Source organism: Methylobacterium sp. 001424705 (assembly GCF_059816145.1).
In genome coordinates this window covers 1-12,687 of record NZ_JCBANU010000033.1, presented here as the reverse complement: position 1 = coordinate 12,687, position 12,687 = coordinate 1, and the positions used below count along the sequence as shown (strand labels likewise).

The 12,687-nt window shown below is 69.8% G+C and carries 14 protein-coding genes; 8 read left to right on the top strand and 6 right to left on the bottom strand.

All coding sequences use genetic code 11. The features are described from left to right. Positions 1-432: 432 nt before the first annotated feature. Entirely contained in the window at positions 433-606 is a 174-nt protein-coding gene (locus tag AC6EUL_RS20370; protein ID WP_499872328.1) for a hypothetical protein, read from the bottom strand. A 461-nt stretch (positions 607-1,067) separates the two neighbouring features. Here AC6EUL_RS20370 and AC6EUL_RS20365 point away from each other — a divergent pair, with 461 nt between their 5' ends. Together AC6EUL_RS20365 and AC6EUL_RS20360 are read left to right on the top strand one after the other, a co-directional pair. Then, on the top strand, positions 1,068-1,811 hold the full coding sequence (locus AC6EUL_RS20365; RefSeq protein WP_056216157.1) for a Crp/Fnr family transcriptional regulator: 744 nt from the start codon (positions 1,068-1,070) through the stop codon (positions 1,809-1,811). After that, complete coding sequence (locus AC6EUL_RS20360) at positions 1,808-2,086, top strand: hypothetical protein (protein WP_499872325.1); 279 nt, start codon at positions 1,808-1,810, stop codon at positions 2,084-2,086. Before AC6EUL_RS20365 ends, AC6EUL_RS20360 begins: the two co-directional genes overlap by 4 nt. A 62-nt stretch (positions 2,087-2,148) precedes the next feature. On the opposite strand, the gene AC6EUL_RS20355 is transcribed toward AC6EUL_RS20360, so the two are convergent. The 4 genes from AC6EUL_RS20355 to AC6EUL_RS20340 are packed head-to-tail and all read right to left on the bottom strand — an operon-like array spanning position 2,149 to position 4,865. Beyond that, positions 2,149-2,994 (bottom strand): VOC family protein, encoded by an 846-nt coding sequence (locus AC6EUL_RS20355; protein ID WP_499872323.1) that lies wholly within the window; start codon positions 2,992-2,994, stop codon positions 2,149-2,151. Beyond that, positions 2,991-3,911 carry an SMP-30/gluconolactonase/LRE family protein gene (locus AC6EUL_RS20350; RefSeq protein WP_499872321.1) on the bottom strand — a complete coding sequence of 307 codons (921 nt, stop codon included), beginning with the start codon at positions 3,909-3,911 and terminating at the stop codon, positions 2,991-2,993. The genes AC6EUL_RS20355 and AC6EUL_RS20350 overlap by 4 nt, the downstream gene beginning before the upstream one ends. A gap of 4 nt (positions 3,912-3,915) precedes the next feature. Beyond that, complete coding sequence (locus AC6EUL_RS20345; RefSeq protein WP_056216166.1) at positions 3,916-4,374, bottom strand: cupin domain-containing protein; 459 nt, start codon at positions 4,372-4,374, stop codon at positions 3,916-3,918. Beyond that, positions 4,371-4,865 (bottom strand): DoxX family protein, encoded by a 495-nt coding sequence (locus AC6EUL_RS20340; RefSeq protein ID WP_499872319.1) that lies wholly within the window; start codon positions 4,863-4,865, stop codon positions 4,371-4,373. Before AC6EUL_RS20340 ends, AC6EUL_RS20345 begins: the two co-directional genes overlap by 4 nt. 217 nt (positions 4,866-5,082) lie before the next feature. Here AC6EUL_RS20340 and AC6EUL_RS20335 point away from each other — a divergent pair, with 217 nt between their 5' ends. Next, a complete protein-coding gene (locus tag AC6EUL_RS20335; RefSeq protein ID WP_244476460.1) occupies positions 5,083-6,657 on the top strand; it encodes a GMC family oxidoreductase in 1,575 nt (524 codons plus the stop codon). Next, positions 6,654-7,613, top strand: a complete 960-nt coding sequence (locus AC6EUL_RS20330; RefSeq protein WP_499872316.1) for an alpha/beta hydrolase fold domain-containing protein — start codon at positions 6,654-6,656, stop codon at positions 7,611-7,613. The genes AC6EUL_RS20335 and AC6EUL_RS20330 overlap by 4 nt, the downstream gene beginning before the upstream one ends. 228 nt (positions 7,614-7,841) lie before the next feature. On the opposite strand, the gene AC6EUL_RS20325 is transcribed toward AC6EUL_RS20330, so the two are convergent. Then, positions 7,842-8,660: a hypothetical protein gene (locus tag AC6EUL_RS20325; protein WP_499872314.1), complete on the bottom strand. Its 819-nt coding sequence runs from the start codon at positions 8,658-8,660 to the stop codon at positions 7,842-7,844. 254 nt (positions 8,661-8,914) lie between these two features. On the opposite strand from AC6EUL_RS20325, the gene AC6EUL_RS20320 reads away from it, so the two are divergent. The 4 genes from AC6EUL_RS20320 to AC6EUL_RS20305 form a co-directional block, all read left to right on the top strand. Next, entirely contained in the window at positions 8,915-9,586 is a 672-nt protein-coding gene (locus AC6EUL_RS20320; protein WP_499872312.1) for a hypothetical protein, read from the top strand. Between the two features lie 225 nt (positions 9,587-9,811). Beyond that, positions 9,812-10,864, top strand: a complete 1,053-nt coding sequence (locus AC6EUL_RS20315) for a tyrosine recombinase XerC (protein ID WP_499872310.1) — start codon at positions 9,812-9,814, stop codon at positions 10,862-10,864. A 22-nt stretch (positions 10,865-10,886) separates the two neighbouring features. Then, positions 10,887-12,227 carry a leucine-rich repeat-containing protein kinase family protein gene (locus AC6EUL_RS20310; RefSeq protein ID WP_499872308.1) on the top strand — a complete coding sequence of 447 codons (1,341 nt, stop codon included), beginning with the start codon at positions 10,887-10,889 and terminating at the stop codon, positions 12,225-12,227. A 132-nt stretch (positions 12,228-12,359) separates the two neighbouring features. After that, the coding region (locus tag AC6EUL_RS20305; RefSeq protein ID WP_499872306.1) for a hypothetical protein at positions 12,360-12,687 on the top strand (328 nt) is incomplete at its 3' end.

Here is a 12,687-nt window from a genome sequence, read left to right as displayed (position 1 = left end):
TCTGTTATTCAAATTTATCTTTGAATATTCATGAGATATTGCCTCAATTTGGACCGCCTCCCAACCATTCGCATGGGACTTCGTCTAGAATAACGACTGAGTTTTGGCGAGAGGCGGGTCCTCCATGAGGCCCGGACTTCGATGCGCTTGAATCCGGTAGCCGTGATGCCGACGTACTGAAGATGTGGCCGCACGTGCCTGCGTCGGCTCCGACTTTCTAAAAGGCGCCCCGCGGACATCACGTGGTGCGACGTAATCGTGGGTGATCGCGTTCCATCAGAATGCAGATTTCCCCCCCCCGATCGAAGTGCCTCCTTCCCAAGGTCCGCGCTCCGATAGGGGCTGGGCGGCTCGAGTCTCAACAGCTGCAACCGCCCAGCCCCGCCTTTCAGACCCGCGTCAGGCCGCGCGCATCCGACGGGACACACCGGCTCAGATCCCGGCGCCGCGCTCCGGGTCCGGTCCCTGCGGAATGAGCCGGTGAAATTCGCCCTCGGGCAGTCCGTTGCTGCTAGCGGCGAGCGCCTCGAGCGCCTGCACGCTGAGGGTCGCGCCGAGGCGCTGGGATCCCAGGGTCTGGACCAGGAATGCGTGGGTGACGGGCATCTCATCCCCGCCCACCCGGTCATGCGACATGAGAATCCGCGAGCCAGACGGATTCGCAGGGGCAGGGTCGCATGCCCCCAGGGGGTGTGGCCGATCTGAACCTGAACGAAGCGGCGCGGGTCTCTCACGCCCCCGCCACGTTCTTCGGTAAGATCGGGGATCGCTTCCACCAGCGAAGGGCCCATTCACATCCGCGTGATACTTTCAGCCTGATCGGCACAGTCAGGCCTGTCACTGATATTTGTTAATGCGCCGGCGTTCGCCTTGTTAAAGCAGGCCCATTCGGCCCCCCCCCTGGCGAGAGGGCGAGGTCGATACCCGCGGGCAGACCCGGCCAACGCGGGCACCTCCCCACCTGTCTTCATGTTAGTAGGTGAGGATTGCGCGGTCCGGCCGGTCTACGGAGTTCCGATGCGTCACTCCTGCCCACGCCAAACCTGCCCGAGAAAGGCACTTGCGCAATGAGCCTTGCCGCCGGCACCGATCTCAGCCTGCTCGTTCGAAAATTGGAGACTATCATCACCGTCTCGGACCTCGAGCGTCGGGCGATCGAACGCCTGCCGGTCACGCGCCGGCAACTGAGCGCCCATCAGGACATCGTGCGCGACGGCGACCATCCCAAGCAATGCTGCCTCCTGCTCGAAGGGTGGGCCTTCCGCTACAAGCTCCTCGACGAGGGCAAGCGGCAGATCCTGTCGGTCCACATCCCCGGGGACATCCCCGACCTGCAGAGCCTGCACCTGCCGGTGATGGATCATAGCCTCAGCACCCTGACGGCCTGCACCCTGGCCTTCATCCCGCACGAGGCGATGCTCGACCTCACCCGCAACCATCCCGGCATCACGGCCGCCCTCTGGCGGGATACCCTCGTGGACGCGGCGATCTTCCGGGAGTGGATGACCAATATCGGACGCCGCTCGACGCTCGGCCGGATCACGCACCTGTTCTGCGAGATCTACCTGAAGTTGCACGGCATGGGACTGGCGCGGGACTTCGCCTGCGAGATGCCCCTCACCCAGGGTGACATCGCCGATGCGATCGGCGTCTCGAACGTCCACGTCAACCGCGTCCTACAGGATCTGCGCGGCCAGGGACTGCTGACCCTTCAGGGGCAGCGCCTCGTCATCCACGACTGGGACGCACTGACGAACCGCGCGGAATTCGACCCGGCCTACCTGCATCAGAAGCGGCCACCCGGCCCATGACGCTGAGCCTCCAGTCCATCCGGATCCGGACAGGGAGCAGCGACGAGGAAGGCCGGCTGGTCATGGACGAGGGGCTCCTCGTCGCGATCCTGATCCAACTCTCGGCCGACCATGGCCCGGAGGCCGGACACTGGTTCCTGGAGGTGGGTTTCGGCAACCTCGGTTCTCCGAGGCCGGCGCCTTTCCGCGATCTGGCTGCAGCGCTGGCCTGGATCGCGACGCAGGCGGACACGCGGTCCGGCGAGGGCGTGCGCGACGGGGTCCGCAAGCCGTGAATTTCCGGTTCCGGGCGCATTCGGCGCCGCGCCCCACGGGCGGGCCGCTCCGGACGAGGATCTCAGGTCAGCCGAAGCCGATGGCCGTCCGGGTCCCGGAGGTGGCGGGGCGCGCCATCGGCGCCGGCGAAGACCAGGACGGTGGCGGCGATGTCGCGGTCGTCGCAGACGTGACCGCCGCGGGAAAATTCCCCTGCATAGTCAAGGAGTTCGACGTGCGGTGTCGGTGCCCCCGGCGGCCTCAGGCCCGTCACGGTGACGTGCGGGTCCGGCACGCCGTCGAGGCGGGCCTGCGCGGGACCGACATTGGTGGAGCGCGACGCCGCTCTGAAGCCGAGGCCCGCGTAGAAGGCGAGGCTCGCGGCGGTATCCGTCACCGAGATCGCCGAATGGTCGAGGCCGAGGCAGGGATCGGGGCCGCCGCCGCGCCAGGCCTCCGGTACCTGCCCGGGGGGAAACGCAAGGAATTCAAGGGGATGCCCCTCGGGGTCGCGGAACTTGAAGGCGGTGACGCCGCCCGAGGCCGCCGGCAGGCGCTCCGGCCCGGCCGTGGAGATCGGGCGCCAGCCCGGCGTCGCCGACAGGCGTGAGACCGCGGCCGCCATGTCCGAGACCACGATGGCGATGTGCTGGAACAGGGGGCTCCAGCCCGGCACGGCGTCGGGATAGGGCCGCCCCGGACGGTCGAACCCGACGAGGTCGACGGCCTGCGCGCCGAGCCGGAGGGACACGACGGTTTCGCCAAAAGTGGTTCGCCGGTCGACCAGAGGTCGTGTCGAGGTCACACGGGAAAACCCGAGCGCCGCCGTGAAATACCGCGCCAGCGTTTCGGGATCGGCGCTGACGAGGCGAATCCGGTCCAGGCGCAGCGGTCCGGCCCCGCTATCCGGCTTCACGTCCCCCGTCATGGGTTCTGCGCGCCGCGCCGGTTGAGGAAGATCGCGTAGAGGGTGTGCGAGCCGCCGATGAACAGGCGGTTCTTCATCCGGCCGCCGAAGGTCAGGTTCGAGACCCGGTGGGGCACGAAGATCTTGCCCATCAGGTGGCCGGAGGGATCGATGCAGTGGACGCCGTCGGCGGCGCTGCTCCAGACGTTGCCGTCCTCGTCGACCCGCATCCCGTCGCAGTAGCCGGGGGCGACGGTGTGGAAGACCCCGCCCCCCGAGAGCGCGAAGTCCGGCCCGACGTCGAAGACGCGGATGTACTGGCGCGGGTTCGGCCGGCTCTGGTCGCCGGTCTCGGCCACGTAGAGCCTCCGCTCGTCGGGGGAAAAGGCGAGCCCGTTCGGCCCGTCGAAATCGGTGGCCATGGCGCGGACCGCGCCGGAATCCGGGTCCAGGCGGTAGAGGGCCGGCGGCTGCTCGGAGGTCTGGCGGCCACCCTCGTAGTCGGTGGCGATGCCGTAGACGGGATCGGTGAACCAGATCCCGCCGTCGGAGGCCACCACCACGTCGTTGGGGGCGTTGAGGCGGCGCCCGGCATGGTGGGTGACCAGGGTGGTGACGGCGCCGTCGTATTCGGTGCGGGTGAGGCAGCGGTTCCGGTGCGAGCAGGCGATCAGCCGGCCCTGGCGGTCGCGGGTCTGGCCGTTGGCGAAGTGCGAGGGCGCCCGGTAGACCGAGAGCCCCTCCGCCTCGCTCCAGCGCAGGGTGCGGTCGCGCGGCAGGTCCTGGAACAGCAGGCAGTCGGCATCCCCGAACCAGACCGGCCCCTCGATCCAGCGGAAGCCGGTGGCGATCTCCTCCAGTTCGGCATTGCCCAGCAGGTATCCGGCAAAGCGCTGATCGACGACCTCGAACCCCGGATCTTCGCGCGTGGACGCCATGGGGCTACCGGAACCGGCACGGGGTGGCGACGGTGGGCGGCGCATCGAACTGCACCACCATCAGCACGGCGGGTTCAGGCCCGACCGTGCCGGAGAGGTGCCCCTGGCGCCCGTCCACCGCCTTCGTGTTCTGGTCCTCCCCGAAGGAGATCTCGCCGGGCCCCATCTCGACCCGGGTGCCGTCCATGGATTCGACGAACCAGCGCCCCGAGAGCGGGATGATCCATTGGGGCTTCGGGTTCTCGTGCCAGGCGCCGGTCCAGCCCACCGGCTGCACCGTGACCATCACGGTGGCGCCGTCATGGGTCTTGGTGCCCTGCCATTGCGGATCGGCCGGCGGCTGCATCGACTTCATGTCGAAATCGGTCAGGGCGCAGCGGGTCTGGTGGCTGACGCCCTCGGCGTCGGTCCAGAGGTGCCAGTAGGGCACGCGGGGTTTTTCGGGGGCGGTCTCGTCGCTCATGGGCTCGTCCTGACGGGGGTGGAAACGGGGGTGGTGCGGTAGGGCTGCGACGAGGCCAGCGGGTCGGCGAGGAAGAGCCGCACCGTGTCGGCCCCGGTGCCGAAGGTGATGAGCAGAAACCCGCCGGCGAGGGCGACGTTCTTGAGGAAGTCCCAGAACAGGCCCCGGCCCTTGCTGTCGCCGCCGGCCCAGAAGTCGCCCGGGCGCCAGAACTGCTTCCACAGGAGGGCCGTGACGCCGCAATAGCCGGCGAGCACGAAGGCGGCGGCCCGGTCGGCGATGCCGGTGAGGATGCCGGCCGACATCACCACCTCGACGAACAGCCCCGCGAGGATGAGGGCGCGGGCGAGCCTGGTGCTGGCGACGCGCTCGCGGGCCTGGCCGACCGCGCCCCGAAAATTCAGGATCTTGTCCAGCGCACTGAAGGGCAGGAACAGCAGGACCAGGAGGAGCCGGACCGCGAAGGCGATACCGATGCTGAGTGCGACCAAGATCCGGTCCTGACCTGAGAGGTGGGCGACCCGCCGGGATGGGATGGCTCGGCAGAACGTGATGCCATCGGCGGTTGAACGCGGCACCCGCGCGGGGGTTCAAACGTTCGGAGCATCGGATGCTGCACCGCGGCGCGCGATCGTGGCGCAAGCGAGGCTCCGGTGCCGGCATCCGCGAACCGACCCGCCCGCGGCGCAGGATCCCGAAGGACGCCCCATGGAAACCCCCATGAATCAGGACCATTACGACGTGGTGATCGTGGGCTCGGGGCCGGGCGGCGGCACCATGGCCTGGCGCCTCGCCCAGACCGGCAAGCGGGTGCTGCTCCTGGAGCGCGGCGGCTACCTGCCGCGGGAGCGCGAGAACTGGGACAGTCAGGCGGTCTTCGTGGATGCGCGCTACCAGGCGCCCGAGACCTGGTACGGCGCCGACGGGCGCACCTTCCACCCGGGCCTGCACTACTACGTGGGCGGCAACAGCAAGGTCTACGGCTCGGTGCTGCTGCGCCTGCGCGCCCGCGACTTCGACGTGGTGCGCCACCCCGACGGCGAGGCGCCGGAATGGCCGGTGAAGTACGACACCTTCGCGCCCTACTACCAGGCGGCGGAGGAGCTCTTCCACGTCCACGGCCTGCGCGGCGAGGACCCGACCGAGCCTCCGGCGGACAAGCCCTACGCCTACCCGCCGGTCTCCCACGAGCCGCGCATCCAGGAGCTGTTCGACGGCTTGAAGCGCGAGGGGCACCGGCCCTTCCACCTGCCGGTGGGCGTGCTCCTCGACGAGCGCGACGGGAAGGCCCTGCCGCACTCGGCCTGCATCCGCTGCGACGCCTTCGACGGCTATCCCTGCCTGACCAACGGCAAGGCCGATGCGCAGATCATCTGCGTCGACCCGGCCCTGGCCCGGCACCCGAACCTCACCCTGTGGACCGGCGCCTATGTCGAGCGCCTCCTCACCAGCCCGAGCGGGCGGGCGATCACCGGCGTCGAGCTCGTGCGCGACGGGCAGAGCCGGACGGTCTCGGGCGACATCGTGGTGGTGGCCTGCGGCGCCCTCTCCTCGGCCCTGCTGATGCTGCGCTCGGCCAACGAGGCGCACCCGCACGGCCTCGCCAACGGCTCCGGCCAGGTCGGGCGCAACTACATGCGCCACAACAACGCCACGGTGCTGGCGGTCTCGCGCACCCCGAACCCGACGAAGTTCCAGAAGACCCTCGGGCTCAACGACTTCTACTTCGGTTCGGACGACTGGGACTTTCCGCTGGGCCACATCCAGATGGTCGGCAAGTCCGACGGCACCCAGATCCACGGCGAGGGCCTGCCGGGCTTCCTGCAATGGTTTCCCGAAAAGCCCTTCGACTGGATCGCGAAGCATTCCCTCGACTTCTGGCTGACCTCGGAGGACCTGCCCCGGCCGGAGAACCGGATCTTCTACGAGGGCGGCCGGGTCCGCCTCGACCTCACCGAGAGCAACATGGAGGGGCATACCCGCCTGAAGCAGAAGCTGCGCGACCTCTGCGGCAAGCTCGACGTGCACCCGCACCTGTTCGACCGCTCGCTCTATCTCGGCAAGGACACGCCCATCGGCGGCACCGCGCACCAGGCCGGGACGCTGCGCTTCGGCACGGACCCGGCCACCTCCGTGCTCGACCTCGATTGCCGGGCCCACGGCATCGACAACCTCTACGTCACCGATGCGAGCTTCTTCCCCTCGATCGGGGCCGTGAACCCGACCCTGACCATCATCGCCAACGCCCTGCGGGTTGGCGACACCATCGCGGGGCGGCTGTGACCAGCCTGCCCGCGCGCCTCCTCGCCCTGGCGATCCGCCTCACCGGGCGGCGGCGCAGCTTCGCCCAGGCGGAGCGCGACCCCGAGGCGGCGGTGGCCCGGCGCCCGCGGCCGGCCCGGCCGACGCCCGCCCTGCGCCGGACCCTGGCCGTGACCTGGGAGACCCGCGACGGCTTCGAGGTCTACACCCTGGCGCCGCGCACGGGGGCACGGGCGCCGCGCACGGGGGCCGGGGCCCCCGGCCAGGGAGCCCGCACGGGGCGGGTGATCTACCTGCACGGGGGCGCCTATACGAGCCCGATCACCCGCCTCCACTGGCGCTTCCTCGCGCGGCTGGTCTCGGCCACGGGCCTCACCGTCACGGTGCCGCTCTACCCGCTGACGCCGGAGCATGCCTGCGCGCAGGCGAGCGCCTTCGCGATGGCGGTCTACCGGGCCTGCGCCGAGGCCGATCCGGGAGCGCCGATCACCCTGATGGGCGATTCCGCCGGAGGCGGCCTCGCTCTGTCCCTGGCGATGCAGGTCCGGGAGACCGGCGGCGCAGGCAGCCTGCCCGGTCCCGCCGGCCTCGTCCTGATCTCGCCCTGGCTCGACGTCACCACCGCCGACCCGTCCCAGGCCCGGATCGAACCCCGGGACGTGATGCTGATGCGCCCGGGCGTGCGGACCCTCGGGCGCTGGTACGCAGGCGATTGGGACCTCACGGACGAGCGGGTCAGCCCCCTCTTCGGCACCCTGCGGGGCCTGCCGCCGATCGAACTCTTCTGCGGCACCCACGACATCCTGGTGGCCGATGCCCGCCGCCTCGCCGCCCTCGCCCGGGCGGAGGAGGCCCCCCTCGCCTATCACGAGGAGCCCGGCCTGATGCACGTCTACCCACTGCTGGGCCTGCCGGAATCCCGCCGGGCCGAGGCGCGGATCTGGGATTTTTTGGGGGACCGGATGGGCCGGGGGTGAGGGGTTGGATGTGGGGCGAGTGACGGGCGCTTCTGTATGGCAATGAGGCGTCGCGGCGGCCCGTTTCGGATCGAGGGCGGGTGTTAGGCCCGCCCCTCTGCGTCGGTGATGGGTGGGGAGCAGACCCTGACCCTTCGCCCTCAAGCGGACGTTCCGCCCCTAAGCCACGTCAAACAGTCGCCGGTTGTTCATACGGGGGGGGGGCAAAGTGGAACGGCAAGGATGTAGCTATTTAGGCTGTGCGGTAGGAATGTGCGGGCTTTGTGCAATCGAGGCACGGCTCACCACCATAGCTGGGTCCATATAGCGCAAACCGCCAGGGTGGGAGTCGAGCAGGTTGCGCATGTGTACGCTCATCTCAGATTTTGCGTAAACCTCGATTGGCTGCTTATTCGACTCAAATTCCAAACGTTGCCGCTGAAACGTTGTCGAGTCTTTATTATCGCTCATGATCGTTAGGCCATATGGTTCCTCGGCGACCTCCCGTCGTTCGCCGGAAGGGACAAAAACACGCTCGGCGTCGCCCAGCATGATGACCTCCGGCAGATGATCAAACATTGGTGCCAGGATTTCTCGCTCTGCCAAACGAACCTTTGGCGATGGGTCCATTGCGGCGCGCATGATCGACTGGCTCTGGCTACCTGCGCAGCCTTCGTAATCAACCAGATGCACACGATCACGTGGGACGCCTGCGACACCGGCTTTCGTCCTCCCACGCGTGAGGAGCAGGATACGGGCTGCGCGACCGTGCGGGTCTTCAATTTCGTAGATAGTTCCGTCGCCGCCAAAGATGGCGAGCGCGAGCTTTTCCGGTCCAGGTTCGACGGTGATCTGTACGAGCGCCGCTTCCCTTTCGTGTTCGGCAAAGACGAGATTGCTCGCTACAGATGGCGTCGCCGCTCCAAGTATGAAGAGGCGTTCGTCTGCGGGCACAGGATCAAGTGCGCAGGCTGGTATGGTCTGCCGTATTGAGGAACGACGCATTGAGGCTTCGTCGGCGCTCGCCGTACCAAGCATGGCAATCATCGAACAGACTACCCAGCGCATGATCTTTCCTCGTTCGAAGGCTGACGCGGCCTGGATGAACTATCTGCCCGAGTGCCAATCGCTCTTCAACAAACCAGTCGTTCACCTCATTTCGTCTGGCAGCTTGAAGCGGACCTTCCCAGGGCCTGCAAAGGGTCGGGAGCGGCCTCCGCCCCTTTTCCGCGAAGCGACTTCCGTCCTCCAACACAAAGGCAGTATTGACCCAACAGCCACTGTGGTTGCTATGCGAAACTTTCTATGCTGATGGACTCACCATGATGCACCTTACCCGCCTACAGCGTCCCTTGCTGCTCGGTGGCGGCCTGCTCATCTCACTCTATATCGTTCTCTCTGTTGGCGTCGCGCCGTTCCGCAGCAGCGTTCAAGTTATCCCGCCATCCTGGGTCCATCATGCTCCCATCGTGGGAGTGATCCTGCTGGCACTCTCCCTTTTGATCTCAGTTGCCGGTGAACGAGGATGGCGAAGGCTCATACCCTTGTTGGGCCTTGTGATCGCACTCCCGGCGATCGCGTTAGTGATCGGCTTCGTACAATTGGCCACACTCCGCTCGGAAATAGATCGCGTCACCCTTCCGAATGGACAGGTCGTCATGATGACTCTCGAACCTGGGATGACGGACACGATCCTCGGCCTTTGGGAGCAGCCCACCGGGTGGTCCTGGCAGACGCTCTTCAAGGGGGTCACTGAGGTCACATACTCAGAGGATCATTCCTTCACGACCAACCCCCGTCTCGTGATCACCGCCGACGGTCGGCATCTGCTTATTCGACGTGGCGGCATCTGGACGGATTGCTGGACGATCGAGGCTAGGCTGAAACCGTGCCTACTACCGGGAGAGCACACCGTTCCAGACGCACAAGAAGGATGGCTCGGCCGCTCCAGTCGCATCGCCGCCATCGTGGGGGCCGATCCTTCCTCACCCTAACGACTATGAGGTTTGCTGTGCCTTATCGTATCAGCAGGAGTGCCGACCACGGACGTCCGATATCCAGCAGTTTCGAACGCAGGTCTTCGTCCACCCGGCCGTCGTGAAGCGGACATTTCCAACGTCTGCAAAGGGTCGAAAGCCGACCTCCCCGGCAGTCAGATTCCGCCACCCCGCGCCCCCTCGGCAACGGAGCGTCAACGCCTCTCGGGCTTCAGTGGCCGGATGGCATCCTCCGCACCCGGTCCCGCCCCGCTCCCCGCCGACGCCCTGGCGTTTCCCGGGGACGCGGCCCTGCGCGCCGAAGCCCGGGCGTGGCAGGACGAACTCGCGCGGGAGCGGCGCCTCTCGCCCAACACCGTCGAGGCCTATGCCCGGGACCTGCGCCAGTTCCTGGCCCATCGCGCCGGGCGGCACGGCCCGCCCGGCATCGCCCAGCTCGTCGCCCTGAAACCGCGCGACGTGCGCGCCTTCATGGCCGCGCGCCGGGCGGACGGGGTCGGCGGGCGCTCGCTGATGCGGGCGCTGGCGGGCCTGCGCTCCTTCGCCCGCCACCTCGAGCGCCAGGGCCACGGCACCGTGGCGGCCTTGGGCGCCGTGCGCTCGCCCAAGGTGGAGCGGCGCCTGCCGCGCCCGATCCCCATCGACGCCGCCCGGGCGATGACCGGGCCGGAGCTGCGCGCCGGCGAGACCCGCGAGCCCTGGGTGCTGGCGCGCGACGCCGCCGTGCTGGCCCTGCTCTACGGTTCGGGCCTGCGCATTTCCGAAGCCCTCGGGATCCGGGCGAAGGACGCGCCCGTGCCGGGCACCGATTCCGTCACCGTGCTCGGCAAGGGCGGCAAGACCCGGATGGTGCCGGTGCTGCCGGTGGTCGCGGCGGCGGTGGCCGACTACGTGGCGGCCTGTCCCTACGTCCTGGCGCCGGACGGCCCGCTCTTCGTCGGCGCCAAGGGCGGCCCGCTCTCGCCGCGGATCATCCAGTACGCCGTGGCGGCGATGCGGGGCGGGCTGGGCCTGCCCCCGAGCGCGACGCCGCACGCCCTGCGCCACTCCTTCGCCACCCACCTCCTGGCGCGCCAGGGCGAATTGCGGGCGATCCAAGAGCTGCTCGGCCACGCCTCCCTCGCCACGACGCAGCTCTACACCAAGGTCGACGCCGCCCGCCTGATGGAGGCCTTCGACGCCGCCCATCCCCGCGCCGGCGCCGCCCGGGCCGCGGCCCTGCGCGCGAAAAGCCGTGCGCCCGGTCCCCCACCCGCGCTAGGACCGGCGGCATGATCCGGCTCCCCGCGCCCCCGACATGACCCAGGACCCGTTGGCCGACCCGTTGGCCGCCCTGCTGGCCTCCCTGCGCCGGGGCGACTGCGCCGGGGCCCGGGCCCTGCGCTTTCCCCCCGGCCTCGCCGAATTCCCGCCCGAGGTCTTCGGCCTCGCCGACACCCTCGAGCTCCTCGACCTCAGCGGCAGCCACCTCGACGCGCTGCCGGCGGATCTCGGCCGCCTGCGGCACCTGCGCGTGCTGTTCTGCTCGGGCAGCCGCTTCACCCGCCTGCCGCCGGTCCTGGGGGATTGCCCGTCCCTGAGCCAGGTCGGCTTTCGCGGCACCGGGCTCGAGGAGGTGCCGGGCGAGGCCCTGCCCCCGGCCCTGCGCTGGCTCACCCTCACGGACAACCGGATCGCCGCCCTGCCGGACGCCCTCGGGCAGCGCCCGCACCTGCAGAAGCTCATGCTCTCGGGCAACGCCCTGGCGGCCTTGCCCGGGAGCCTGGCGGGGGCGCCGAACCTGGAGCTGGTGCGGCTGGCCGCCAACCGCCTGGAGGCGCTGCCGCCCTGGCTGACCACCCTGCCGGCCCTGGCCTGGACCTCCTTCGCGGGCAATCCCGTCGATGACGCGCCCGGGCGCCGCGACGTGCCGGGCGTGTCCTGGCGCGATCTCGAACCGGGCGACCTCCTCGGCGAGGGCGCCTCGGGCCGCGTGCACCGGGCGCTCTGGCGCCGCGGCGGGGCCCCGGCCGAGGCGGTCGCGCTGAAGCTGTTCAAGGGTGCCATGACCAGCGACGGCCTGCCCGAGCGCGAGATGGCGGCCTGCCTCGCGGCCGGCGCGCACCCGCACCTCACCGGCGCCCTGGGGCGCCTCGTCGACCACCCGGCGGGCGCGGAGGGGCTGCTGATGCCGCTGCTGCCGGCGGACTGGCGGGTGCTCGCCGGGCCGCCGAGCCTGGAGAGCTGCAGCCGCGACGTCTACGCCCCGGGCCTCGCCCTGACGCCGGCGGCGGCCCTGCGCATCGCCCGCGCCGCCGCGGAGGCCTGCGCCCATCTCCACGCCCGCGGCATCCTGCACGGCGACCTCTACGGCCACAACATCCTGTGGGACGGCACGGACGGCGCCGCCGTCGTCAGCGATTTCGGCGCCGCCTCGACCCTGCCCGCGGGGCCGGCCGGCGCGGCCCTGCGCCGGATCGAGATGCGGGCCTGGGGGCTGCTCCTGGGCGAGCTCCTCACCCTCGCGGACATCGGCGCCGGCCCCTGGCGCGACCTGGAGCGGGCCTGCACGGGGCCCGACATCGCGGCGCGCCCGGACTTTTCGGATCTCCTCGCCCTTCTGCCGGCTGCGACGACGGGGGCCGGCCGCGACGACTGATGTGCGGAAAGCACAGGCGCCGCCCGGCGCAAGTCCCGGCGGGCCGAACCCGCGCCCCGGCCCGAAGCGGCCCCGATTTCGTCACGGTGGCCCGCCAGGGACCGCAGCCGGAATCAAGGGATGACGGGGATCATGAAGGCATTTACTTCCGCGTTGCTGCTCCTCGGCGCCCTCGCGGCCCCGCAGGCCGCGATGGCCGCGAGCAAGACCACGGTGGGTGTCGGCACCGGCGCGGTGGCGGGCGCCCTGGTGGGCGGACCGGTGGGGGCGGTCGTGGGCGGCATCGTCGGCGGCTATATCGGCGCCACCGCCGAGAGCCCCCGCCCGCGCCGCCGCCGGGTGCGCGCCGCCCGGCGGGCCGCGGTCGCCCCGCCCAAGCTGCGGGTGGCCGAGGAGCGCGCCGCGCCGGTCCGCCCCGCCGCCGCGGCCGCCACCGGCAGCCTCGCCCCGGACACCACCG